A 23,656-nucleotide genomic window follows, 5' to 3' on the forward strand; every position below is an offset into this window, starting at 1 on the left:
AATAGGTGGTTTCGTTTATTGAAAAAGAGAAGGGCAGGTTGGGTTAATCTGTATAGACTTCTGAAATGAAAGGAGGATGAATTAAATGCCATTTTTTGGATTCGGTCGAAGAGACTTCTTTTTTCGTGACGACTTTAGAAGAAGACGGTTTTTCCCCTTTGAAAGACGGTTTCTCCCATTTGAAATATTCGAAATAGAGAGAAGAAGAAGACGCAGATTCTAATTGAGCAAATGATTTAAACAGTGTTTCCATAAACGATAATAGAGCCTATTTAAAAATGAAGAATAAATAAAAGCCCTTTCTCATTTGAAGTGACCCCTGTCTACTTGACAGGGGTCACTTCACTTTTGTGTGTTTTGTTCAACCATGGCACTCGTTGAACGGGTAAGCATTTTTAGCAATTCTCCAATCTTCATAAGAAGGGGGGACTACCAGAATCCAAATCCTGGTCCATAACCACCGCAGCCAAAGCCTCTACCAAAGCCCCCGACCATACAACCACAACCAACAATGATTAATAAGATGAACAGAATGACGATTAATGCAAAGCCAGAACCTGCATATCCTCCACCACTCATTTAAATACACCTCCATTTATTTACCTTCAGTTTATAATACAGGACTTTTTATCAGTTTGATTGGACTCCTGTAATTTTCCGCGAATGCTGATTATTTATTATTGAATTATACTGTTACGTTAGTTGAACAAGAAAATCACCAACATTCTTTAACAGAGCCGTTGAAAAAAGAGGGCAGAGATCATGCTTTACCTTAGTCTTTTTATTGTGTATTCATTGTCCCATCAGTCAGAAAAGAGAAGCTGGAGAAGTGATGCCGATAATATGAGGTTTTGTGTAAGCAGGAATTCTAAAAACTCTTACAGAATGAATGAAGAGGGCAGAAAAATAGCGGCTCTTTGGATTATGTGGTGGAAATATCGAATGAAATTGAAGGAAATGATTATGCACTACTTCATTGGAAGGTTGGAGGAAATGTTATGTCAGGGATAAAAATAGAACAATTAAATGATAATTTAGTTATTAGTTGGCTATTATCGAAAATCGAAATACCCATTTCTGAGATTGTAGAAGTAACACTTGACGATACTTATGGTGGGGAGGAGAAAACAGCTATCAGAATAGGTACACCATATGGTGAAACGGATAGAGTTGTCATTCATACACATTCTAACACCTATATTTTATTTACGACCAATGGAGTTTCAATTAAAAATAAAATCAGTTCGTTTATGAACGATTAATTCAAACAAAGACTAAGCTGCTGAAGGAATATCAGCGGCATAGTGTACCACATCAAATAAATACCATTGATCAAATAAAATAAGCGGGATTACTCCTGCTTTTTTCTTTTGGAAGGATGGACATTGGCTTGACCACATGACTGCATTTTTGCATAGATTTTGTATAAGCAGGAATTTTGAAAGCGTAAACATAATAAATAAAAGTAGGCAGAAAAATATCATGCTTACGGTATGACGGAGACAAGCCCGCTTGTTGTTTTGTCAAGATTGAAAAGCTACCAGCAAGATTGATCGGGCGAAGAACGATTGGAAATTCGTTCGAAGCAAGGATTCCTCGTTCCTGGTGTGGAAATGAAAGTAATCGGCAAAGACGGAGAGGTTCAATGGGATGGCGCTGAGATGGGAGAATGATGCTTGCGTGGTCCGTGGATTGCTGATGAGTATTATCAAGATGAGCGGAGCGAAGAGGCATTTCGCGATGGCTGGCTTCATACAGGAGATGTTGTCACAGTTGATGAAGAAGGATTTATGAAAATTGTCGACCGAGTGAAAGATTTAATTAAAAGTGGTGGGGCGTGAATTTCTTCTGTTGATTTGGAAAACGCGCTCATGGCTCATGAGGCGGTGTTTGAAGCAGCGGTCGTGGCGGTACCGCATGTTCAGTGGCAAGAGCGCCAAATCGCTTGTAAAGAAGGAAAACATGTGACGAAAGAAGAACGGTATGACTTTTTACGACCACAGTTTGCGAATTGGTAGCTTCCAGACGATATCGTCTTTATGAACGAAATTCCGAAAATAAGTGTCTGAAAATTCTTGAAAATGAAGCTGCGTGAACAGTTAAAAGGCTATTTTTTAAACGTTGAGTAGAATTTATGCAAATGATTGGAGGGTTTTATGTGGAAATAAAAATAGTAGCGGTCATTGGTGCAGGACTGATGGGAAGCGGGATTGCTCAATCGATGGCGATGGGGAAGAAAGACGTATATTTATATGATATTTCTGAAGAAGCGCTTCACAAAGGAATCAAGTCGATTGAAAAAAGTCTGTCCAGATTTGTAAAAGGGGGACATATAAGCGAGGAAGAATCAAAACATGTCCTGCATCGTATTCATAAAACGCTGGATTTACAAGCAGCGGTACGTGATGCGGATATTGTGATTGAAGCTGTTCCGGAAAATTTAGAGTTGAAAAAGAAGATTTTTAAACAACTAGATGAGTTTTCAAAAAAAGAAGCCATTTTGGCAACGAATACATCCGAACTAAGCGTGACAGCTATTGCAGCAGCGACAATGCGCCCAGAAAAAGTCGTTGGAATGCACTGGTTCAATCCAGCGCCGGTGATGAAACTAATTGAAATTGTCCGAGGAATGGCGACTTCGGAGGAAACGATTGAAGTCATTAAACAAGTTTCTGAGGAAATCGGCAAGGAAACGGTTTTGGTAAAAGATGCACAAGGATTTGTAACAACAAGAGCATTAGCCGCACATATGATTGAATGTATGCGTATATACGAAGAAGGAATTGCATCAGCGGAAGATATCGATAAGGCGATACGCCTAGGATTAAATTACCCGATGGGACCGCTAGAACTTGCCGATTTAGTCGGATTAGATACGATGTTATTTGTCAGCGAAAATATGGTTGAGGCGTACGGTGACCGTTTTCGTCCGCCGCAGCTGTTAAGAAAGCTCGTCGAAGCGGGACATTTAGGAAGAAAAACAGGAAAAGGATTTTACACTTACAATAAATAAAGATAAGTAGGATTTATGATTGTTCGTATGTTTGTCCGGTGGTGGACAGTTAAATCTGTATAAAGAGGTGTTGACTTTGAGAGAAGTAGTCATTGTGGAAGCGGTACGTACCCCTGTCGGTAAACGAAATGGCGTTTTTCGGGAAAAACATCCTGTTCATCTTGCGGCTATTGTGCTTGATGAAGTGGTAAAAAGAGCCGGGATTGAAAAACATCTTGTTGAAGATATTGTGATGGGCTGTGTCACTCCAATAGAAGAGCAAGGTTATAATATTGGCAGACTTTCAGCATTGGAGGCAGGGTTTCCGATTGAAGTGCCGGCTGTGCAAATTAATCGGATGTGCGGCTCTGGCCAACAAGCCATTCACTTTGCCTCTCAAGAAATTAAAGCAGGCGATATGGATATTACGATTGCTGCTGGTGTTGAAAGCATGACAAAAGTGCCAATATTGAGCGACGGAAATGAGCGGACGATTCCTTCGTCTTTACATGAAAAATACACGTTTGTTCATCAAGGCATTTCGGCTGAGCTTCTCGTAGAAAAATATGGATTAACGCGCCAGCAGCTTGACGAATATGCATACGAAAGCCACCGACGGGCTGTTCAGGCACAGGAAGCGGGAAAATTTACAAAGGAAATTGTACCGGTTGAAGGAATGGACAAAGACGGGAATCCGATGATGGTAACGAAGGACGAAGGTCCAAGACGGGACACGTCCCTTGAGGCGCTTGCTGCATTAAAACCGGTATTTAAATCAAACGGAGTAATTACCGCAGGCAATGCGAGTCAAATGAGTGACGGTGCGGCTGCCGTGCTGTTAATGGAACGGCAAAAGGCAAGTGAATTAGGTTTAAAACCAAAGGCGAAAATCGTTTCCCAAGTTGTGGTCGGTTCCGATCCGACATATATGCTTGATGGCGTTATTCCGGCAACGAAAAAAGCATTACAAAAAGCGAAACTGACGATTGATGACATGGATGTAGTTGAAATTAATGAAGCGTTTGCCTCTGTTGTGCTGGCATGGCAAAAGGAAATAGGGGCTGATTTGGCAAAAGTCAATGTAAACGGCGGGGCCATTGCTTTAGGTCATCCGTTAGGAGCAACCGGAGCAAAATTAATGACATCTCTTGTTCATGAATTGGAACGCAGAGAAGGAAAATACGGGTTATTGACGATTTGCATCGGACATGGCATGGCAACAGCAACGGTTGTTGAAAGATTGTGAGTTCATTTTACTGACTAAAAAGGGAGAGGAATTACCCTCCCTTTCACTTATTCAACATGATACGTTTTCAGTGATTTATTCGGCAATTTCCAATTGTATGTATAAGATAATATGCGCAGCACAGCAACAATGACAAATAGTACATAAAGCTCAACTGGTGATTTGGCTATTTCTAAGCCAACAACAAAGCCCGCTATAATCGCCCAGACGGCATAAATTTCCGCGTGAAGCACAAGCGGCTTTCTACCGGCAAGTAAATCACGAATGATTCCACCGCCGCTTCCTGTTAGTACAGCAGCGACAATAACGGCACTTAATGGATGATTCATTTTCACTGCATAAAGCGCGCCTTGAATCGCGAATGCAGAAAGTCCGATTGCGTCAAAAAAGTTTCCCCATCGTTTCCAGTGAGGCAGTGTTTTATGAGGAAATAAATAAACAATCGTCATCGCTGCAAGTGCGATATAGAACAACATTCCTTGTTCCCAAAGAGCAGATACCGGAACGCCAATTAACAAGTTACGAATCGCGCCGCCTCCGAAAGCGGTTACAATCCCAAGAATATAGACGCCGAGTATGTCATATTCTTCTTCCATCGCTACAATGGCACCACTAATAGCAAAGGCGATGGTACCGATAACGCTTAACACTTCCCATGTCATAGCATGAACCCTTTCTAAATGAACTAATGATACCGTAACGATTGTATTCATTATTTTCAAGAAAATCAATCTATTTTTTATCACGAAAAGGTAGAGAAGAGGTTCATATGGCATGTGAGCGTAAACTTTGATATGATAATGCTTGTTAAAATTCGTAAGAAAGAAGGTACAACGCTTGAAAGACATTCAAACGAATGAGCGGGAAAAAGCTATTTTAGTCGGCTGTCAGCTCCCACATGTCGATGATGAGCGTTTTTCTTATTCTATGGAAGAGCTGAAATCGCTGACAAAGACGGCAAACGGAGAAGTCATCATGACGCTAACACAAAAACGCGAAAAAATTCATTCGGCGACATACATCGGAAAAGGAAAAGTCGAGGAATTAGCAAACCTTGCAAAAGAGTTGGAAGCGGACGTTGTGATTTTCAATGATGAATTATCACCAAGCCAAAACCGCAACCTTTCAAAGCTTTTAGATGCAAGAGTCATTGACCGTACGCAGCTGATTTTAGACATTTTTGCGCAACGGGCACGTTCTAAAGAAGGAAAATTACAGGTTGAGCTTGCACAGCTTGAGTATTTACTGCCACGTTTAACCGGTCAGGGAACAGCACTTTCCCGTCTTGGCGGCGGTATCGGTACAAGAGGGCCGGGGGAAACGAAGCTTGAGACAGATCGCCGTCATATTCATCGCCGTATCGATGAAATTAAAGAGCAGCTGAAAATTATTGCAGAACACCGTGAACGCTACCGTGAGCGACGTAAAAAAAATCAAGTATTTCAAGTGGCGCTTGTCGGCTATACAAACGCAGGAAAATCAACATTGTTCAATCGTCTCACAGATGCCGACTCATTTGAGGAAAATTTATTGTTTGCCACTTTAGATCCGTTAACCAAAAAATTGACATTACGAGGCGGATATACGGTGCTGCTTACTGATACGGTCGGTTTTATACAAGACTTGCCAACGACTCTTGTTGCTGCATTCCGCTCTACGCTTGAAGAAGTGAAGGAAGCTGATTTAATTTTACATGTTGTTGATTCGTCCAACCCAGATTATTTTAACCATGAGGAAACCGTCTATGAACTGCTTGATGAACTAAAAGTGACGGGCATTCCAATCATTACAGTTTATAACAAGCAAGATATTGTACATCCTAACTTCGTGCCAAGTTCGAAAACGGAGAGCCTGATGATTAGCGCTTTTCGCGAAGCGGATTTGATTCGTCTCCGTCAAATGATCGAAGAAACGGTTGTTAAATTAATGAAACCATATTATGCACTGATTCCGAGTAATGAAGGAAAACTGCTTGCTCAATTAAAATCAGATACGATTTTGCGCGAATTGCGTTACGATGAACAAACCGGTATGTATGAATGCCATGGATATATACTGGCTAATCACGCACTGAATGGACAATTAAAACCATATCAAAAATAGAAAGGGTAGTCACATGTTTCAGCATTTGAGAAACGGAGAAAAAATTGCACAACTAGTAGCAGAAGTAGAAGCACAAATTGCTCCTATTCATAAAGAAATCGAGGAGCGCATCGATTATAATCAATATCGCGTCTTGCAAAGCTTTCGTAATCATAAAGTAAGTGATACTCATTTTATTCCATCAACAGGATATGGATATGATGATACGGGGCGCGACACATTAGAAATGATATATGCTGATGTGTTTGGAGGAGAAGCAGGTCTTGTCCGCCCGCAAATTATTTCTGGAACACATGCGATTTCCATTGCATTATTTGGGATTTTACGTCCAAATGATGAACTTCTTTATATTACAGGCAAACCGTATGATACATTGGAGGAAATTGTCGGAATTCGTGGGAGTGGGATTGGTTCACTAAAAGAATTCCACATCAGTTATAATAGTGTACCTTTAACTCCTGAAGGACGTGTCGATTTTGCTGCGGTAAAAAGTGCTATTTCTGAGCGGACAAAAATGATTGGTATTCAGCGCTCAAAAGGGTATGCAACCCGTCCATCTTTCACGATTGCTGAAATAAAAGAAATGATTGATTTTGTTAAATCGATTAAACGGGATGTTGTTGTATTTGTTGACAATTGTTACGGGGAGTTTGTTGAGGAGCAGGAGCCGTGCCATGTTGGGGCCGACTTAATTGCAGGTTCGCTCATTAAAAACCCGGGAGGCGGTCTTGCGAAAACGGGCGGTTACATTGTTGGAAAAAAAGAGTATGTCGAAGCGTGCTCCTATCGGATGACTTCACCGGGAATTGGTGCCGAAGCAGGCGCATCCCTTTATAGTCTGCAGGAAATGTATCAAGGGTTTTTCTTAGCGCCGCATGTTGTTGGTCAAGCTTTAAAGGGGGCTGTATTTACCGCGGCGATGCTTGAAAAACTCGGAATGAATACGCATCCTAAGTGGAATGCCAAGCGTACCGACTTAATTCAATCCGTCCAATTCGATGATCCAGAACAAATGATTGCGTTTTGTCAAGCGATTCAATATGCCTCTCCGATTAATGCACATTTCACTCCTTATCCAAATTACATGCCTGGTTATGAAGATGATGTCATCATGGCAGCCGGCACTTTTATACAAGGAGCTAGCATTGAATTGACAGCAGATGGCCCAATTCGTCCACCATATGTCGCTTATGTGCAAGGTGGACTGACGTATTCTCATGTAAAGATTGCGATTTGCACTGCGCTTGATCAGCTAATAGAGAAAAACCTTATTACGATATAGCGGCTGACTCATAAGTGTCTGACCTCACGCACAATCCATCATAATATAGTGTTTTTTCCGGTGTTATATACTATATTATGATTGTGGGGGTCAGACACTTTGTTTTTAGGTCAGTCTCTTTTTGTGATGTAAGAAAATATAACATATCATTGACAAAAAATATTACATAGAATAAAATAAGACATAAGAGTAAAGGGGGAATTTGACATGAGTAGCAACATTCGCCGTTCAATGCCATTGTTCCCAATGGGCATTGTAATGCAGTTAACTGAGTTGTCTGCTCGTCAAATCCGCTATTATGAGGAGCATGGACTCATTTCTCCTGCCAGAACGGAAGGGAATCGGCGGCTCTTTTCATTTAATGATGTCGATCGCCTTCTTGAAATTAAAGAATTAATTGAGCAAGGAGTTAATTTAGCGGGAATTAAACAAATTTTTGCTGCGCGGCAGTCAACGATGCCGTCGAATGAGCCAGTTGCCGAAACAGTAAAGGAAAAAGTAAAGAAGCCGGATTTAACAGACGAAGAACTGCGGAAATTGTTAAGAGCTGAATTGGTAGAGGCAGGGCGATTTAATCGTACGTCACTGCGTCAAGGCGACATGGCGAGATTTTTCCATTAGTGGTTGATGTTTTTTAACATATCAATACTTTTTTTATACCGGGGAGGAGTTAGTATGGCAAAGTATACAAAAGAAGATATTTTCCGAATTGTGCAAGAAGAAAATGTCAAGTATATCCGCCTGCAATTTACAGATATTCTTGGCACGATTAAAAACGTGGAAATTCCAATCAGCCAATTAGAGAAAGCATTAGATAACAAAATGATGTTTGATGGTTCTTCAATTGAAGGATTTGTGCGCATTGAAGAATCGGATATGTACTTATATCCAGATTTAGATACATTCGTTATTTTCCCGTGGACTTCGGAAAAAGGAAAAGTAGCCCGCTTCATTTGTGATATTTATAATGCGGACGGAACACCGTTTGAAGGTTGTCCACGCTATAACTTAAAGCGTGTATTAAAAGAAATGGAAGAGCTAGGTTTTACGGATTTCAATCTCGGTGCAGAACCGGAATTTTTCCTATTTAAGTTAGATGAAAAAGGAGAGCCTACGCTTGAATTGAATGATAAAGGCGGCTATTTCGATTTGGCTCCAACCGATTTAGGAGAAAACTGCCGTCGTGATATTGTATTAGAGCTTGAAGAAATGGGATTTGAAATCGAAGCATCTCACCATGAAGTTGCACCTGGTCAGCACGAAATTGACTTTAAATATGCCAATGCAATTAGAGCGTGCGATGATATTCAAACATTTAAGCTCGTCGTCAAAACGGTTGCCCGTAAACATGGTTTACACGCAACATTTATGCCAAAACCTTTATTTGGTGTTAACGGCTCAGGTATGCACTGCAATCTATCATTATTTAAAAATGGCGAAAATGCGTTCTTTGATCCAAATGGTGAGTTACAATTAAGCGATACAGCGAGACATTTTATCGCGGGTGTGTTGAAGCATGCGCCTAACTTTACCGCTGTAACAAATCCGACAGTAAACTCATACAAACGTCTTGTGCCTGGATATGAAGCACCTTGTTATGTAGCGTGGTCTGCACGCAACCGCAGTCCGCTCATTCGCATTCCGGCATCTCGTGGTATGAGCACACGCATCGAAGTGCGTAGCGTTGACCCAGCTGCGAATCCATATTTGGCGATGGCTGTACTTTTAGCGGCTGGATTAGACGGAATTAAAAATAAACTAACTCCTCCGGCCCCGGTTGATCGCAACATTTATGTAATGACAAAAGAAGAGCGTCTTGCTGAGGGAATTGTTGATTTGCCAGCAACTTTGGCTCATGCACTTGAAAACTTAAAGTCTGACGAGGTCATTATCAACGCATTAGGTAAACATTTATTTGAGCATTTTGTAGAAGCGAAAGAAATTGAATGGGATATGTTCCGGACAGCAGTTCATCCGTGGGAACGCGATCAATATATGACATTATACTAATAAACAAAAACATTAAATACAATGATGAGAGGATACGATGTTCAATATAAGAACATATATCCTCTTTTTTTATGCGTGATAATAGATATTGAAAACATTGTCAAATCGAAAATAAAGCAATGGCGAGAACCGTTGAAAGTAGCTTACGTAGAGGGTTATAAACGGTTGAATAAACTTTGTTTCTAAAGTCGGAAAAAGAGGTTAAAATTACCAAATTTTTATGTTAAAATGGTTTTAAGTTAGTTAGGGGAGGTGAGCTTAGTTGAGTAAGGTAGAGCAGAATACAAAATTAGATTTAGAACGAATCGTTTTTATTGGAAGAACGTTTGAAGAGTATATGGACATGTTTTCTCTTTCAATGGAGGAGCTAAAGGGAAAGAGAATACTGGATTGTCCAGCAGGAGCATGTTCGTTTACGGCAGTAGGTAACAAACTAGGATTAGACGTAACCGCGTGTGATATTGCCTATTACCATTCGATAGAAGACCTTGAAAATAAAGGTTTGCAAGACATTGAACATGCGATGGAACACATGGAAAAAGCGAAAAATAATTATATGTGGGATGATTTCAAAGATATAGAAGGGCTCAGAGAACATCGTTTGAGAGCATTAAAAGATTGTGTTAACGATATGAGGGAGGCTAACGAACGATACGTTCCAGTTACTTTACCTTCTTTACCGTTTAAAGATGCTGAATTTGATATGATTCTTTCTGCACATTTTCTATTTATGTATGCGGATCGCTTAGATTATCAATTTCATATAACAACGCTAAAGGAGTTATTAAGAGTTTCTAAAGAGGAAATTCGTATTTTTCCTTTAGTAGATTTAGAAGGAAAACGATATGAGTATTTAGACCATTTAGTAAGTTACCTCACAGAAAGTGGCTGTACGGTCGAAGAAGTGAAAGTTCCATATGAATTTCAGAAAAATGCTAATTCGATGTTAAAAATAAAAATCTAAAGCACTATATTACATGAAACATGAAAAAGGTAGGCACATCTTAGTTATGACTAAGATGTGCCTACCTTTATTTTTTAGATTTTAGCTCTTGATCATCAAAAGTTAGCTTTTTTGTTTATGAGGAAATTAATGAATCATCCGATATACGCCGATTACTTTGCCGAGTATCGTTACGTTGCGTAAAATAATTGGTTCCATGTTTGAGTTTTCCGGTTGAAGGCGGATGTAATCTTTTTCCTTAAAGAAACGTTTGACGGTTGCTTCGTTCTCATCTGTCATTGCCACGACAATATCCCCGTTGTTCGCTGTTTGCTGTTGGCGAACAATGACATAGTCTCCATCTAAAATTCCTGCCTCAATCATGCTGTTGCCCATAATTTCTAACATAAATACTTGGTCGTCTGGAGAAACAAGTCGGTCTGGGATCGGAAAATATTCTTCTACGTTTTCCACTGCTGTAATCGGCTGACCAGCTGTCACTTTACCAATGACGGGAACATTGACAACATTGCTTTTTGGAACAGAAGAAGTAAAATCCGGATCGAGTATCTCAATTGCGCGTGGCTTTGTTGGGTCACGGCGAATTAATCCTTTGCTTTCCAGCCTTGCGAGATGTCCGTGTACCGTTGAACTGGATGCAAGTCCTACCGCTTCGCCAATTTCCCGAACAGATGGTGGATATCCTTTCGTTTGCACTTCTTTTTTAATAAAATCTAAAATTTCTTGTTGACGTTTTGATAGCTTTGTCATTTTATGCACCTCGTATCATCAACTTTTGTTTTGATTATATCATGATTTAAGAACAAGTACAAACATAAGTTCGAAAAAACTATTGACACAAACAAATGTTCTAGTTATGATAAAAAACAGAAAAAACGAACAAACATTCTCTAGGAGGAAAGTCCATGAAACAAAAGTTGGTACACTATGTTACATTTTCGATTCTTTCACTTCTGTTAATAGGATCGTTTTTATATGCGACAAAACCCATCAATAAAGAAGACTATATCGAAATAACGGTGTCAGCGGGCGATACGCTATGGGAACTAGCGGAAAAATACAGCGGTTCACACAATTTATCAACACACGAGTTCATTGAATGGGTCATCGATGTTAATCGCTTAACGAACGAACAAATTATTGCAGGTGAAAAAATTGTTATTCCAGTGTTAAAATCAGAGAGAGAAGAACTAGTAGCAAGCAATCAATAAAATGGGTGATGATGGTGAAGGCGATTATTTATTGCCGTGTTAGCACGAAAAAAGAAGCGCAAGAAACGTCTTTAGAACGTCAGAAGGAAGAGCTCAAGCGTCTTGCGCAACAATACGGATTTGAAATTGTCAAAGTTATTGAAGAGCAGGCAAGCGGATACGACATTGAACGCGATGGAATTTTGGAATTGTTGACGTTAATAAAAGAGGAGCGCATTGAAGCGTTGCTCATTCAAGACGAAACACGTTTAGGCCGCGGGAATGCAAGAATTGCCCTTTTGCACTGCATTCAAAAAGAAGGAGTAAAAATCTATACCGTCAGCCACCATGGTGAAATTCAATTATCTGAAGCGGATTCCATGGTATTAGAGATTATAAGTATTGTTGAGGAATATCAACGAAAAATTCATAATTTAAAAATTAAGCGCGGAATGCAAAGGGCGGTAGAAAGAGGTTATCGCCCGGAGCGTAACTTGAAAAACGTCGGAGAAAATGCCGGTAGAGAACGGCTTGAATTGCCGGTCGAAGAGATTGTACGGTTGCGCAATAATGGCTTGACTTTTGCGGAAATTGCTGCTACGCTGCGCGGATTTGGCTATCAAGCTTCCAAAGCGACGGTACATAGACGTTACCAAGAATATGTAGAAGCAAACGTGAGCGAAACGCTTGTCAATCCGAATGGACTCTAGTAATATGTACTGTACATGGCAGTTATTCAACAAAGGAGTTATATAGCGATGTTATCACAAGAAAAAATTGCAAGAATTAATGAATTGGCAAAAAAGGCAAAGACAAGCGGATTGACCGCTAAAGAGGCAGAAGAACAGCAACGTCTTCGTCGTGAATATTTAAAAGCGCTACGCGAGTCGTTTACAAACACGCTTCATTCCGTGAAAATTATCGACCCTAACGGAAACGATGTCACACCGAAAAAATTAAAAGAAAGTAAAGCAAAACGAATTCATTAATGAAGCTGATCCATAAGTATCTGACCTCACGCGTATTTCACGATATATAGTTCATTTATCCAATGCGATGTCCTATATATTGTGCTGTGGGGCGGACACTTGGCCTGGGGATCAGCCTCTTTTTTACAACGAATTTTCGATTTTTTGATATGAATGCTTGTGCATAATGCTAGCTTTTCTATATGATAATGATGATAATGTAAATAGAATGTTTTTGTGAAAGGATGAAGCTTAATGTCACATTCGATTGAACAATTGTCGATTACAACAATCCGTACACTTTCGATTGACGCGATTGAAAAAGCAAATTCTGGACACCCAGGAATGCCAATGGGTGCAGCACCAATGGCATATACGCTTTGGACGCAGTTTATGAATCATAATCCGAGCAATCCAAAGTGGTTTAACCGCGACCGCTTTGTTTTATCTGCTGGACATGGTTCCATGCTTTTATACAGCTTGCTTCATTTAAGTGGCTATGATGTTTCAATGGAAGACATTAAAAACTTTCGCCAATGGGGAAGCAAAACACCTGGACATCCGGAATACGGACATACACCAGGTGTAGAAGCAACAACAGGTCCGCTTGGACAAGGAATTGCAATGGCTGTCGGAATGGCGATGGCAGAAAGACATTTAGCAGCTACATATAATAGAGACAACTTTGACATTATTGACCACTACACATACGCCATCTGCGGTGACGGCGATTTAATGGAAGGGGTAGCGTCTGAGGCAGCTTCACTCGCTGGTCACTTAAAGCTTGGACGCTTAATTGTGCTTTATGATTCAAATGATATTTCGCTTGATGGTGAACTGAACTTGTCGTTCTCTGAAAATGTAGCAGAACGTTTTAAAGCGTATGGATGGCAGTATTTACGTGTTGAAGACGGCAATAATATTGAAGAAATTGCTAATGCGTTAAAAGAAGCAAAAGCAGATACATCTCGTCCAACGCTCATTGAAGTAAAAACAACGATTGGCTACGGTTCACCGAACAAAGCGGGAACTTCCGATGTTCATGGAGCTCCGCTTGGTGCTGATGAGTTGAAATTAACGAAAGAAGCTTACAAATGGACGTTTGAAGAAGATTTTTACGTGCCAGAAGAAGTGTATGCACATTTCCGCAAAGCCGTTAAAGAAGCAGGCGAGAGAAAAGAACAAGAGTGGAATGAATTATTTGCGGCGTATAAACAAGCATATCCAGAATTAGCGCAGCAGTTGGAGTTAGCGATGGAAGGCAAGCTGCCAGAAGGCTGGGAAGCAAGCTTACCTGTATACGAAGAAGGAAAAAGTTTAGCTACTCGCGCTTCTTCAGGTGAGGTATTAAATGCAATTGCGAAAGCCGTACCACAATTGATTGGCGGATCTGCTGACCTTGCAGGCTCCAACAAAACGTTAATTAAAGGCGGAGAAAACTTCTTGCCAGAAAGCTACAATGGCCGTAACATTTGGTTTGGTGTACGTGAGTTTGCCATGGGAGCAGCAATGAATGGAATGGCGCTTCATGGCGGTGTGAAAGTATTTGGCGGAACGTTCTTTGTCTTTTCTGATTACTTACGTCCGGCTATTCGTCTTGCTGCATTAATGGGACTACCAGTTACTTATGTACTAACGCATGATAGTATTGCTGTTGGTGAAGACGGCCCGACACATGAACCGATTGAGCAATTGCCGTCGCTTCGAGCAATGCCAAACCTTTCTGTCATTCGTCCGGCTGATGGCAATGAAACAGCAGCAGCATGGCGCTTAGCAGTAGAATCAACCGATCAACCGACAGCGCTTGTACTTACAAGACAAAATGTTCCAACATTGCCTCATACAGCAGAACGTGCATATGAAGGTGTGAAAAGAGGAGCTTATGTCGTATCTGAGGCAGCAAATGGCGCTCCACAAGCATTGTTACTGGCGTCCGGTTCTGAAGTGAGCTTAGCTGTAAAAGCGCAAAAAGTGTTAGCGGAGGAAGGAATTCATGTTTCTGTAGTGAGCATGCCTTCGTGGGATCGTTTTGAAAAACAATCGCAGGAATATAAAGAAAGCGTTCTTCCAAAGACCGTAAAGAAGCGTCTTGCTATCGAAATGGCAGCTTCACTTGGATGGGAGCGTTATACAGGAGAGGAAGGAGATATTTTAGCCATCGACCGTTTTGGTGCTTCTGCTCCAGGAGAGAAAATTATGGAAGAATACGGATTTACCGTTGAAAATGTTGTTGAGCGCGTAAAAGCATTGCTGAACAACGCATAATGATTTGAAGAGTATTAAGGGGCAGACCTCCATACGACAAAAGAGGTCTGTCCCTTTTCTTTCTATACATATGTGATAAATCGACAAAACTAGTCGATATATTTTCCGTTAATAGACAAATATCTTCCCTATACTTTTCCTATAATACATATAACTAGGAAAAGAATGGGGGACGAACCATGATTGGATATTGGATTTATTGGATGAATCATGAAATCGCTGCGCATTATGCAAACCGCACGGAAAAAATTGTAGAGTTGTTTCGGGAATATAGCGATGCAAAGGCACCACAAAAAGAGTTAATCGCGAGGCAAATCCGCTATATAACGGAACCGATTCCAAGTGCGTTGATTGACGAAGCGCTTCATAAGCAATTTGGCAGACGGCTCGACTATCGCTCGGAAAAAAGTATATACATGATTCAAACGAGAAAAGCTGAAGATGAAGCAACATTAATTCTTCAAAACCGTCGCCTTATGTTAATGGTAGAAAATAATGAAGAGACGGTTGTTTCGCAAATGTTTGAAGCGCTATCAACAATTACGCCTCACTTTTTAGCGGTTGATTTCCGATTCAACGGGGCGCAATGGATTGCGCAAAAAATAGAAAAAAGAAAATTTGCGTAAATGAGAGATTTTCTGGACGAAATATTGTATAATAGCTCATTGTTTAGTACACTGTTAGGTAGACAACATGAAGGAGGAAAAAAGTATGTGGACAACGATTCTAGTTGGCATTCTAGCTCTTCTTGCTGGAACGGCGCTAGGATTTTTCATCGCTCGTAAAACGATGATGAATTACCTAAAGAAAAATCCGCCGATCAATGAGCAAATGATTCGCATGATGATGATGCAAATGGGAATGACTCCATCACAAAAGAAAATTAATCAAATGATGAAAGCAATGAACAACCAATTCAAATAAAACATTGGACAGGCACTCAATTGAGTGTCTTTTTATTTTGTTAAAACATTTTTAAGATAAGGCAATGGATAAGATGACGGATGAATAAAACTTTCATAATTTTTCTATTTTTGTTACAATAAAGAAGCGCATTTCGCTAATGTGTGGATATTGGAGGAAGGTTTATGAGCATATTTAAAGATTTAATGTGGTTTTTTAAGCAGGAGAAAAAAGCCTATGTAACTGGAACATTGTTGCTTATGTTTGTGGCATTGTTAGAACTTGTTCCCCCGAAAGTCATCGGGATTGTAATAGACCATATTAAAGACGAGACATTGACAACCGCAATTCTTGGGAAATGGATGTTGATTTTGCTTGTCGTTGCTGTCATATTATACATTTTACGATATGTATGGCGGATATTAATTTTCGGTTCTTCCGTTAAACTAGCAAGGCAGCTGCGCAATGAATTGTATACCCATTTTACCAAAATGTCCCCGGCGTTTTATCAACGAAAGCGAATCGGAGATTTAATGGCGCATGCGACAAACGATTTACAGGCGATTCAGCAAACAGCCGGTTCCGGCGTATTAACGCTTGTTGATTCGCTTACATTAGGAAGTTTTGTCCTTGCGGCGATGGCGCTTACGATTAGCTGGAAATTAACACTTATTAGCTTAATTCCGATGCCGTTTATGGCAATCGCCACGAAACATTATGGAACACTGTTGCACAAACGATTTTTAAAAGCGCAAGAGGCGTTTTCTTCATTAAATGATAAAGTTCAAGAAAGCATCAGTGGTATCAAAGTCATTAAAACGTTCGGTTATGAGCGCGATGACATTGAATCTTTCCGTAAGAAATCTGATGAAGTAGTAGAAGAAAATATGGCCGTCGCTCGAATCGACGCTTTATTTGACCCGACGATTTCGCTTATTGTCGGTTTATCGTTTTTCTTAGCTGTTATTTTTGGGGCACGAATGGTGCTGGATGGAGAGTTGACACTTGGTCAGCTTGTTTCGTTTACAACTTATTTAGGAATATTAATATGGCCGATGCTTGCATTTGGCTGGCTCTTTAATATCGTTGAGCGAGGAAGAGCTTCTTATGATCGGATTCGTAGCTTGCTGGCTGAAAAAGAAGATATCGTAGAAAAGACGGATGCGATTCAAACTTCGCCGACTGGAGATATTACTTACGATTTGTGCGAATTTACATATCCAAATGAAACAACGCCAGTGCTGAAAAACATTCATTTTACATTGAAGCGTGGAGAAACGCTTGGAATTGTTGGGAAAACAGGTGCCGGTAAAACAACATTGTTAAAATTGCTTATACGCGAATTCGATCAATATGATGGAAAAATTATGTTTGGTGAACATGACATTCGTGAATATTCCCTGCAGGCTCTCCGTTCTTCCATCGGCTATGTTCCACAAGATCACTTTCTCTTTTCTGCGACAGTAAAAGAAAATATTGCTTTCGCTTGTCCGAACGCTTCGGATGAAGACATTATCAAAGCAGCTGAAATTGCCAACATTCATGAAGATATTTGTCAGTTTACCGATGGATATGAGACGATTGTCGGTGAAAGGGGAGTCTCGCTTTCTGGAGGACAGAAACAGCGGATTTCTATTGCCCGGGCATTGTTAATGAACCCGGAAGTACTCATTCTCGATGATTCATTATCAGCGGTAGATGCGAAAACGGAGGAGCGAATTCTTACCGCTTTAAGGGAAAATCGTGCTGGTAAAACAACTATTATTACATCGCATCGTTTAAGTGCGATTCAACATGCCGATCTCATTATCGTTGTTGAAAATGGGGAAATCGTGCAAAAGGGAAAACATGATCAACTAGTAAATGAAAAAGGCTGGTACCGTGAAATGTACCACAGGCAGCAACTAGAATCATTAGTGGAACATGGAGGATAAAAAATGACAAAATCATTAAGTCCAAAGGAACAGCGACAAATATTATGGAGATTATTGTCATATATTCAATCCTATAAAAAAGAAGCCATCACAGCTTTCATTTTACTCGTTTTAGCGACCATAGCCGAACTTGTCGGTCCATATTTAGTAAAAGTATTTATCGATGATTATTTAATGCCGAGGAATTTAGAGGCTCGACCGTTAATTTGGCTTGCGGCCATTTATCTTGGGATATTAGTAGTCAAAACGTTTATCACTTATTTTCAGCTTGTTAAATTTCAAGAGTTGGCGTTAAAAGTGATTCAAGCGTTACGAATTGATATTTTTACAAAAGTACAGCAGCTTGGAATGCGCTACTTTGATCAAACACCGGGTGGAAGCATCGTTTCACGCGTGACAAATGATACAGAAGCAATTAAAGACATGTTTGTGAATGTGCTTGCAAGCTTTATCCAAAACGGAGTATTTATTATCGGTATTTTTATTGCCATGTTTTTATTAAATGTGAAATTAGCCGTTTTCTGTTTATTTATTCTTCCGGTTTTACTTTTGATTATGAAAACGTATCGCCATTACAGCTCGATTTATTATAAAGATCTGCGTGAGCGTTTGAGCCAACTGAATGCTAAATTGAACGAATCGCTGCAAGGAATGGCCATTATTCAAGTGTTTCGTCAAGAAAAGCGCTTGCGCCAAGAATTTGCTCATATTAATGAACAACATTATCAAGCGGGAATGAAAAATATTAAAATAGATGGATTGCTGTTACGACCAGCCATTGATGTTGTTTATATTTTATCGATTATCGTTGTATTAAGCTTCTTTGGTATCGATGCGATGGAAAGCCCAATCGAAATTGGTGTTTTGTACGCATTTGTCAACTATTTAGAGCGATTTTTTGAGCCTGTGAATCAAATGATGATGCGTCTTTCGATGTATCAGCAGGCAATTGTTGCAGGATCGCGCGTTTTTGCTCTCCTTGATCATAAAGAGCTTGCCCCAGCAGCAATCGAAAATGAAAATCCAGTTATTTCCGAAGGTACGATTGAATTTAGAAATGTCAGTTTTTCTTATGATGGTAAACGCGATGTATTAAAAAATATTTCATTTACGGCGAAACGCGGGGAAACGGTGGCACTTGTCGGTCATACAGGCAGCGGAAAAAGCTCTATTATCAATTTATTAATGCGATTTTATGAGTTTGAACGCGGAGATATTTTAATCGATGGCATCTCGATTCGAAACTATCAAAATGAAGAATTGCGCCGAAAAATCGGACTTGTGTTGCAAGACCCGTTCTTATTTTATGGAACGATTAAAGACAACATTAAAATGTATAACGATAACTTAACGGATGACGATGTGATCAAAGCAGCCGAATTTGTGCAAGCAGATTCGTTTATCGAAAAGCTGCCTAAAAAATATGATGATCAAGTCGTAGAGCGTGGAGCGACATTGTCAAGCGGACAGCGCCAATTAATTGCCTTTGCCCGCACGATTGCCCTTAATCCGAAAATATTAGTATTAGACGAAGCAACTGCTCACATTGATACGGAAACGGAAGAAGCTATTCAAGAGGCGCTTTCGAGAATGAGAAAGGGGCGGACGACGATTGCCATTGCTCATCGTTTGTCCACGATTCAAGATGCGGAACAAATTTTGGTACTTCATCGTGGTGAGATTGTTGAGAGAGGAAACCATCAAGAACTTCTTGCAAAAAAAGGACTGTACTATAAAATGTATTTGCTGCAAAACGGTTTAGTTGGCGAAGTGGAAGATGTGAGCGTATAGGCATGAATGAAAAAAAGAAACGCCTCTTTTTGGTGTCGTTTAGTGTAAGGGGAGGCGTTTTTTTTCTTTGTACATGTATTCATTATATTGATTGAGTAGAGAGTCTAATTCTTGGCTTAATTGAATCGTAAGAGATGAATTTAAACCGTTTTTTGCGACAATTTTAATTAGCTCACTACGCTTTCGTTCGATAAGTAGCAAAATTTCTTGTTTTGACACTTGAGTAAATCCTTTCTTTTAAATTATATTGCTATTATATACTAATATGGTAATAAATTCAAAGATAAACGTGCGATAAATGTATTAGTATGCGCACAACAAGCATATACTATACAATTTGGAATTTGATTTTAATTATAGAAAAATTTGAAATAAAAATCAGGGATAATTATGAACAAATTGTGAACTATTATTCACCTTTGTGTTTTTTTGCTAGAATAAAGTGGAGAGGAGTGAACAATGAATGACGGATGTTAATATTTTTCTTGCGTTTGGTGCTGGATTTTTGTCGTTTATTTCTCCGTGCTGTTTGCCTTTGTATCCGGCATTTTTGTCATATATTACAGGCGTATCTGTCGGGGAGTTAAAATCGGAAAATGCGATGCTCCAAAGAAGGAGCTTACTTCATACACTCTTTTTCTTGCTTGGTTTTTCGCTTATTTTTATTTCGATTGGATTCGGCACGTCGTTTATCGGGGAGTTTTTTAATGATTATCAAGATTTGATTCGCCAAATCGGCGCCATTTTGATTGTCTTTTTTGGGTTTGTCGTCATCGGCGTGTTTAAACCTAGTTTTTTAATGCAAGATCACCGCTTATCATTCCAAAATCGCCCTACTGGTTACATAGGATCGAGCTTAATCGGCATGGCTTTTGCCGCAGGATGGTCACCATGTATGGGACCGATTTTAGTGTCGGTCATTGCACTAGCAGCTACGAATCCAAGCTCAGGGGTTTTATATATGATCGCCTATTCGTTAGGATTTGCGATTCCATTTTTCGTCTTGTCGTTTTTTATCGGGAAAATGCAATGGATCCGCAAGCATAACGTTAAAATCATGAAAGCCGGCGGTTATGTAATGATTGTCATGGGAATTATTTTATTCTTTGATTGGATGACAAAAATTATTGTTTATACTTCCAACCTTTTTGGAGGATTTACAGGGTTTTAACGTCGAAAAAGTGGCATATTTGTCATTATGTTTATATTGAAAATGTTCTGGTAATTCGTTACATTTTTTTTGAATGAATCTCGGGCCTTCGGGTGAATTTGATTTCATCGGGGACAAGTAGGGGGAAGAATGGATGGCCAAAATATTGATTGTTGATGATGCGAAATTTATGAGAATGACATTATCCAATATTTTAAAAAAAGCAAATCATGAGATTGTTGGTGAAGGAGAAAACGGTAAAGAAGCAGTGGAACTGTACCGGGAGCTTCGACCTGATGTTGTTACGTTAGATATTACAATGCCGATTATGAATGGGTTGGAAGCGGTAAAAGCGATTAAACAAGAAGATTCACATGCGAAAATCATTATTTGTTCAGCAATGGGGTATCAAAAAATGGTTGTCGAGGCGATTGAAGCAGGAGCGTTGGATTTTATCGTGAAACCGTTTGACGAAACGCGTGTGATTGAGGCTGTGAACCGTGTGCTGTCATACTAATAGACAATGTTCATTTTCTTTAAAAAACATAATCCAATATGAGGAAAAGGATGGATTCTCTTGGTTATAGCAACATCGATTATGGCTGTAATGATGGCGTTTGTTGCCATGTTTATCCGAATGAAAGCGGCAGAAAAACCAACAAATGCCAAAAAAATTATTCTACCACCTATTTTTATGAGCACAGGGGCGCTCATGTTTTTACATCCAATGTTTCGTGTCACGGTAACTGAGCTGATAGAAGCATTGGTTCTTGGTGGAATTTTTTCGATCTTTCTCATTAAAACGTCGCGTTTTGAAATCATCAATAATCAAATTTATTTAAAGCGTTCTAAGGCATTTATGTTTATTTTAATCGGATTACTTGTAATTCGGCTTGCTTTGAAATCCTATTTAAGCAACAAGATTGATTACGGTGAATTAAGCGGTATGTTTTGGCTGTTAGCGTTTGGGATGATTGTTCCGTGGAGAATCGCTATGTATCTATCTTATAGAAAGTTGAAAAAGCAACTCCACCGTTGAGAGAAAAGGAAAGGCAGAGTCCTATTTTTTGACTCTGCCTTTTGTTATGAGGGAAAGCTGTCATTTTTTTTGCAAAAGATGTTCATATGGTGTAATATCAATATTTTTTTCTTTTAATGCTTTTAATAGAAATTTATGGTCGCGTTTTGGTGTGGCGATAATGTAGCCGCGAATCACTAAATCCTCTGTGATGTGCTCAGCCTTTTCTTTTAGCGCAAGTTCGCCGATTTTTCCGGCAATTTTTTGTCTGGCGACATCACGAAACAATTCAGGTACTGGTTTCACTAAATCTTCAAGAAGCGCTTTTTCTTTGTCATGCCATAAGTGCCGTGTCTGTTCAATATAATAATCCTGCCAATCAAGTTCAGACTTTCCATCTTCTTTTGGTAGCCGCTTTAAAAATTTACGAAACATAAAAAATCCACCAATTGACATCATAACGAGCAAAAAAACGACCCAAAACAAAATAAACCAAAGAAACCAACCACTTAACATCTCTACTCCACCTCTACAAAAACTTCCATAATTATCATTATGGATGAAACGGATTTTTTTCGCAAGAAATGATGTTATTGGCTAATGATGTTGTGTAATAGAATGATTTTACAATCATAAATGGTTTCGACATACAACTATTTTAATACTCTCTACTACAAATGTTTATTTAATAGAATGTGAGGTCGATAAAGGATCAGGGATACTAGCATCATTTGGTTATCTATGTTTATTTAGGCTATTTTTTGAAATTTTAATATTGTTATAGAAATGTAACATAAATGTAAATAATAGCGCTTATCCCTTATTTATCAAGGGATTCACATGTTACTAGTATTGTCAATGGAAAATCGAACCAGTGATATCCTCTAGTAAACATGTTATCTTGTTAATTGCCATGTTAAACGACGAAGCCAAAAAGCAACTATGAGGAGGATATTATGTTTAGGAGAATTTTTATTACACTCGCAGTAGTTTGCTGTATGGTCGTAGCGTTTACATCACCATCAGAAGGGCATGCCGCAATAACGTATACATATTACAAAGTTCAAAAAGGAGACTCATTGTATTTAATAGCGAAAAAATATAAAACGACTGTGGCTAAGTTAAAAGCAATAAATCATAAACGTAATGACATGGTTATTGTCGGTGAAAAATTAAAAGTTCCTCAAGTACAAGCTGTTAAATCGGCTACAAAGAAATCTGTAACCGCTGAGGAACGGAAATTGATGGCTCAGCTTGTCCACGCAGAAACAGGTTATAGTGAGCCATTCGCCGGAAAGGTGGAAGTAGCGTTAGTCATTTTAAATCGCGTCAAACACCCATCATTTCCAAAAACCATTAAAGGTGTCATTTATCAAAAAACGAAATCTGGCTATGCATTTGTACCAGTGAAAACAGGAAAATTAACAAAGATTCAACCGACGAAACAAGATTGTGCCGCTGTAGATCGAGCGGTTGTATTACACCCAAATGATAAGCGTGGCTCATTGTATTTTTACAATCCGAAAATTACAAAAAACAAATGGATATTATCGAGACCAGTAACGATTCGGATTGGTAACCATGTTTTTGCCAAATAATAAATGGCTTTGTGTATGTCAGAAAGAGACTAACATGGCAAAAAGATTATTCTAGTTAAATTCAAAAGCACCGCATCTAAATGAAGATGTGGTGCTTTTTTGTAAGTAGATGATATTCAAGGAATTATGAAAATATTGTAAACTGAATAGCAGCAAACGGTTTATGGTGGGCTATTTAATGGATGTTGGTTGTCAATCCTTTTGACAGGAATGGTTGCTGTGGGATTATGGATGATATATAA

25 protein-coding genes and 1 pseudogene are annotated in these 23,656 nt (G+C 39.3%); 21 read left to right on the plus strand and 5 right to left on the minus strand.

Annotated elements, in window-relative coordinates; translation table 11 throughout:
• Positions 1–429: 429 nt before the first annotated feature.
• Positions 430–579 (minus strand): YjcZ family sporulation protein, encoded by a 150-nt coding sequence (locus HNQ85_RS05945; RefSeq protein ID WP_181536839.1) that lies wholly within the window; start codon positions 577–579, stop codon positions 430–432.
• A gap of 419 nt (positions 580–998) precedes the next feature.
• Here HNQ85_RS05945 and HNQ85_RS05950 point away from each other — a divergent pair, with 419 nt between their 5' ends.
• From HNQ85_RS05950 to HNQ85_RS05965, 4 genes and pseudogenes are all read left to right on the plus strand, one after another.
• The gene (locus tag HNQ85_RS05950) at positions 999–1,262 is read left to right on the plus strand and encodes a SunI/YnzG family protein (protein ID WP_181536840.1); all 264 of its coding nucleotides are present in this window, start codon (positions 999–1,001) and stop codon (positions 1,260–1,262) included.
• Positions 1,263–1,481: 219 nt separating this feature from the next.
• Positions 1,482–2,069, plus strand: a pseudogene (locus HNQ85_RS05955) (AMP-binding protein); the annotation flags it as partial.
• A gap of 95 nt (positions 2,070–2,164) precedes the next feature.
• Positions 2,165–3,013, plus strand: coding sequence for a 3-hydroxyacyl-CoA dehydrogenase family protein (locus HNQ85_RS05960; RefSeq protein WP_343046489.1), 849 nt, complete (start codon positions 2,165–2,167; stop codon positions 3,011–3,013).
• A 76-nt stretch (positions 3,014–3,089) separates the two neighbouring features.
• Positions 3,090–4,238: a thiolase family protein gene (locus HNQ85_RS05965; RefSeq protein ID WP_181537009.1), complete on the plus strand. Its 1,149-nt coding sequence runs from the start codon at positions 3,090–3,092 to the stop codon at positions 4,236–4,238.
• Between the two features lie 47 nt (positions 4,239–4,285).
• Here the strand turns inward: HNQ85_RS05965 and HNQ85_RS05970 are convergent, their stop codons facing one another.
• The gene (locus HNQ85_RS05970) at positions 4,286–4,900 is read right to left on the minus strand and encodes a trimeric intracellular cation channel family protein (RefSeq protein WP_181536841.1); all 615 of its coding nucleotides are present in this window, start codon (positions 4,898–4,900) and stop codon (positions 4,286–4,288) included.
• Between the two features lie 175 nt (positions 4,901–5,075).
• On the opposite strand from HNQ85_RS05970, the gene hflX reads away from it, so the two are divergent.
• The 5 genes from hflX to HNQ85_RS05995 all read left to right on the plus strand — a co-directional run bounded on the left by hflX (position 5,076) and on the right by HNQ85_RS05995 (position 10,597).
• On the plus strand, positions 5,076–6,341 hold the full coding sequence (hflX, locus tag HNQ85_RS05975; RefSeq protein WP_181536842.1) for a GTPase HflX: 1,266 nt from the start codon (positions 5,076–5,078) through the stop codon (positions 6,339–6,341).
• A 13-nt stretch (positions 6,342–6,354) separates the two neighbouring features.
• Positions 6,355–7,623, plus strand: coding sequence for a methionine gamma-lyase family protein (locus tag HNQ85_RS05980; protein WP_181536843.1), 1,269 nt, complete (start codon positions 6,355–6,357; stop codon positions 7,621–7,623).
• A gap of 207 nt (positions 7,624–7,830) precedes the next feature.
• The gene (locus HNQ85_RS05985) at positions 7,831–8,244 is read left to right on the plus strand and encodes a MerR family transcriptional regulator (protein ID WP_181536844.1); all 414 of its coding nucleotides are present in this window, start codon (positions 7,831–7,833) and stop codon (positions 8,242–8,244) included.
• A 54-nt stretch (positions 8,245–8,298) separates the two neighbouring features.
• A complete protein-coding gene (glnA, locus tag HNQ85_RS05990) occupies positions 8,299–9,633 on the plus strand; it encodes a type I glutamate--ammonia ligase (RefSeq protein WP_181536845.1) in 1,335 nt (444 codons plus the stop codon).
• A 262-nt stretch (positions 9,634–9,895) separates the two neighbouring features.
• Positions 9,896–10,597: a class I SAM-dependent methyltransferase gene (locus HNQ85_RS05995; RefSeq protein ID WP_181536846.1), complete on the plus strand. Its 702-nt coding sequence runs from the start codon at positions 9,896–9,898 to the stop codon at positions 10,595–10,597.
• 126 nt (positions 10,598–10,723) lie between these two features.
• Here the strand turns inward: HNQ85_RS05995 and lexA are convergent, their stop codons facing one another.
• Positions 10,724–11,347, minus strand: a complete 624-nt coding sequence (gene lexA / locus HNQ85_RS06000; protein WP_181536847.1) for a transcriptional repressor LexA — start codon at positions 11,345–11,347, stop codon at positions 10,724–10,726.
• Positions 11,348–11,502: 155 nt separating this feature from the next.
• Here lexA and yneA point away from each other — a divergent pair, with 155 nt between their 5' ends.
• The 8 genes from yneA to HNQ85_RS06040 all read left to right on the plus strand — a co-directional run bounded on the left by yneA (position 11,503) and on the right by HNQ85_RS06040 (position 19,648).
• A complete protein-coding gene (yneA, locus tag HNQ85_RS06005; protein ID WP_181536848.1) occupies positions 11,503–11,808 on the plus strand; it encodes a cell division suppressor protein YneA in 306 nt (101 codons plus the stop codon).
• 14 nt (positions 11,809–11,822) lie between these two features.
• Complete coding sequence (locus HNQ85_RS06010; RefSeq protein ID WP_181536849.1) at positions 11,823–12,497, plus strand: YneB family resolvase-like protein; 675 nt, start codon at positions 11,823–11,825, stop codon at positions 12,495–12,497.
• Between the two features lie 48 nt (positions 12,498–12,545).
• Positions 12,546–12,776 (plus strand): DUF896 domain-containing protein, encoded by a 231-nt coding sequence (locus HNQ85_RS06015; RefSeq protein WP_181536850.1) that lies wholly within the window; start codon positions 12,546–12,548, stop codon positions 12,774–12,776.
• Between the two features lie 234 nt (positions 12,777–13,010).
• Positions 13,011–15,020 carry a transketolase gene (gene tkt, locus HNQ85_RS06020; protein WP_181536851.1) on the plus strand — a complete coding sequence of 670 codons (2,010 nt, stop codon included), beginning with the start codon at positions 13,011–13,013 and terminating at the stop codon, positions 15,018–15,020.
• Positions 15,021–15,199: 179 nt separating this feature from the next.
• Positions 15,200–15,646, plus strand: coding sequence for a sporulation inhibitor of replication protein SirA (gene sirA / locus HNQ85_RS06025; RefSeq protein WP_181536852.1), 447 nt, complete (start codon positions 15,200–15,202; stop codon positions 15,644–15,646).
• Positions 15,647–15,731: 85 nt separating this feature from the next.
• Positions 15,732–15,944, plus strand: coding sequence for a YneF family protein (locus tag HNQ85_RS06030; protein ID WP_111643833.1), 213 nt, complete (start codon positions 15,732–15,734; stop codon positions 15,942–15,944).
• Positions 15,945–16,108: 164 nt separating this feature from the next.
• A complete protein-coding gene (locus tag HNQ85_RS06035; protein WP_181536854.1) occupies positions 16,109–17,857 on the plus strand; it encodes an ABC transporter transmembrane domain-containing protein in 1,749 nt (582 codons plus the stop codon).
• Positions 17,858–17,860: 3 nt separating this feature from the next.
• Positions 17,861–19,648 carry an ABC transporter ATP-binding protein gene (locus HNQ85_RS06040; protein WP_181536855.1) on the plus strand — a complete coding sequence of 596 codons (1,788 nt, stop codon included), beginning with the start codon at positions 17,861–17,863 and terminating at the stop codon, positions 19,646–19,648.
• A 39-nt stretch (positions 19,649–19,687) separates the two neighbouring features.
• Here the strand turns inward: HNQ85_RS06040 and HNQ85_RS06045 are convergent, their stop codons facing one another.
• Positions 19,688–19,867, minus strand: coding sequence for a Spo0E family sporulation regulatory protein-aspartic acid phosphatase (locus tag HNQ85_RS06045; RefSeq protein ID WP_181536856.1), 180 nt, complete (start codon positions 19,865–19,867; stop codon positions 19,688–19,690).
• A 244-nt stretch (positions 19,868–20,111) separates the two neighbouring features.
• Between HNQ85_RS06045 and HNQ85_RS06050 the strand changes: the two genes are divergently transcribed.
• The 3 genes from HNQ85_RS06050 to HNQ85_RS06060 all read left to right on the plus strand — a co-directional run bounded on the left by HNQ85_RS06050 (position 20,112) and on the right by HNQ85_RS06060 (position 21,837).
• On the plus strand, positions 20,112–20,819 hold the full coding sequence (locus HNQ85_RS06050) for a cytochrome c biogenesis CcdA family protein (protein WP_181536857.1): 708 nt from the start codon (positions 20,112–20,114) through the stop codon (positions 20,817–20,819).
• 133 nt (positions 20,820–20,952) lie between these two features.
• Complete coding sequence (locus HNQ85_RS06055; protein WP_181536858.1) at positions 20,953–21,315, plus strand: response regulator; 363 nt, start codon at positions 20,953–20,955, stop codon at positions 21,313–21,315.
• A 60-nt stretch (positions 21,316–21,375) separates the two neighbouring features.
• Positions 21,376–21,837, plus strand: coding sequence for a CcdC family protein (locus tag HNQ85_RS06060; protein ID WP_181536859.1), 462 nt, complete (start codon positions 21,376–21,378; stop codon positions 21,835–21,837).
• 60 nt (positions 21,838–21,897) lie between these two features.
• Here HNQ85_RS06060 and HNQ85_RS06065 read toward each other — a convergent pair whose 3' ends face one another.
• On the minus strand, positions 21,898–22,332 hold the full coding sequence (locus HNQ85_RS06065; protein WP_181536860.1) for a DUF2621 domain-containing protein: 435 nt from the start codon (positions 22,330–22,332) through the stop codon (positions 21,898–21,900).
• Between the two features lie 440 nt (positions 22,333–22,772).
• On the opposite strand from HNQ85_RS06065, the gene HNQ85_RS06070 reads away from it, so the two are divergent.
• Positions 22,773–23,414, plus strand: coding sequence for a cell wall hydrolase (locus HNQ85_RS06070; protein WP_181536861.1), 642 nt, complete (start codon positions 22,773–22,775; stop codon positions 23,412–23,414).
• Positions 23,415–23,656 lie beyond the last annotated feature (242 nt).

The sequence above is a fragment of the [Anoxybacillus] calidus genome (assembly GCF_013760845.1).
Taxonomy (GTDB): domain Bacteria; phylum Bacillota; class Bacilli; order Bacillales; family Anoxybacillaceae; genus Paranoxybacillus; species Paranoxybacillus calidus.

Bases quoted from the DNA above. Each gene is read 5' to 3' on its own strand.
- HNQ85_RS05945 (WP_181536839.1), bottom strand. From the start codon at position 579: ATGAGTGGTGGAGGATATGCAGGTTCTGGCTTTGCATTAATCGTCATT.
- HNQ85_RS05950 (WP_181536840.1), top strand. From the start codon at position 999: ATGTCAGGGATAAAAATAGAACAATTAAATGATAATTTAGTTATTAGT.
- HNQ85_RS05970 (WP_181536841.1), bottom strand. From the start codon at position 4,900: ATGACATGGGAAGTGTTAAGCGTTATCGGTACCATCGCCTTTGCTATT.
- HNQ85_RS05980 (WP_181536843.1), top strand. From the start codon at position 6,355: ATGTTTCAGCATTTGAGAAACGGAGAAAAAATTGCACAACTAGTAGCA.
- HNQ85_RS05985 (WP_181536844.1), top strand. From the start codon at position 7,831: ATGAGTAGCAACATTCGCCGTTCAATGCCATTGTTCCCAATGGGCATT.
- glnA (WP_181536845.1), top strand. From the start codon at position 8,299: ATGGCAAAGTATACAAAAGAAGATATTTTCCGAATTGTGCAAGAAGAA.
- lexA (WP_181536847.1), bottom strand. From the start codon at position 11,347: ATGACAAAGCTATCAAAACGTCAACAAGAAATTTTAGATTTTATTAAA.
- yneA (WP_181536848.1), top strand. From the start codon at position 11,503: ATGAAACAAAAGTTGGTACACTATGTTACATTTTCGATTCTTTCACTT.
- HNQ85_RS06015 (WP_181536850.1), top strand. From the start codon at position 12,546: ATGTTATCACAAGAAAAAATTGCAAGAATTAATGAATTGGCAAAAAAG.
- tkt (WP_181536851.1), top strand. From the start codon at position 13,011: ATGTCACATTCGATTGAACAATTGTCGATTACAACAATCCGTACACTT.
- sirA (WP_181536852.1), top strand. From the start codon at position 15,200: ATGATTGGATATTGGATTTATTGGATGAATCATGAAATCGCTGCGCAT.
- HNQ85_RS06030 (WP_111643833.1), top strand. From the start codon at position 15,732: ATGTGGACAACGATTCTAGTTGGCATTCTAGCTCTTCTTGCTGGAACG.
- HNQ85_RS06035 (WP_181536854.1), top strand. From the start codon at position 16,109: ATGAGCATATTTAAAGATTTAATGTGGTTTTTTAAGCAGGAGAAAAAA.
- HNQ85_RS06040 (WP_181536855.1), top strand. From the start codon at position 17,861: ATGACAAAATCATTAAGTCCAAAGGAACAGCGACAAATATTATGGAGA.
- HNQ85_RS06050 (WP_181536857.1), top strand. From the start codon at position 20,112: ATGACGGATGTTAATATTTTTCTTGCGTTTGGTGCTGGATTTTTGTCG.
- HNQ85_RS06055 (WP_181536858.1), top strand. From the start codon at position 20,953: ATGGCCAAAATATTGATTGTTGATGATGCGAAATTTATGAGAATGACA.
- HNQ85_RS06065 (WP_181536860.1), bottom strand. From the start codon at position 22,332: ATGTTAAGTGGTTGGTTTCTTTGGTTTATTTTGTTTTGGGTCGTTTTT.
- HNQ85_RS06070 (WP_181536861.1), top strand. From the start codon at position 22,773: ATGTTTAGGAGAATTTTTATTACACTCGCAGTAGTTTGCTGTATGGTC.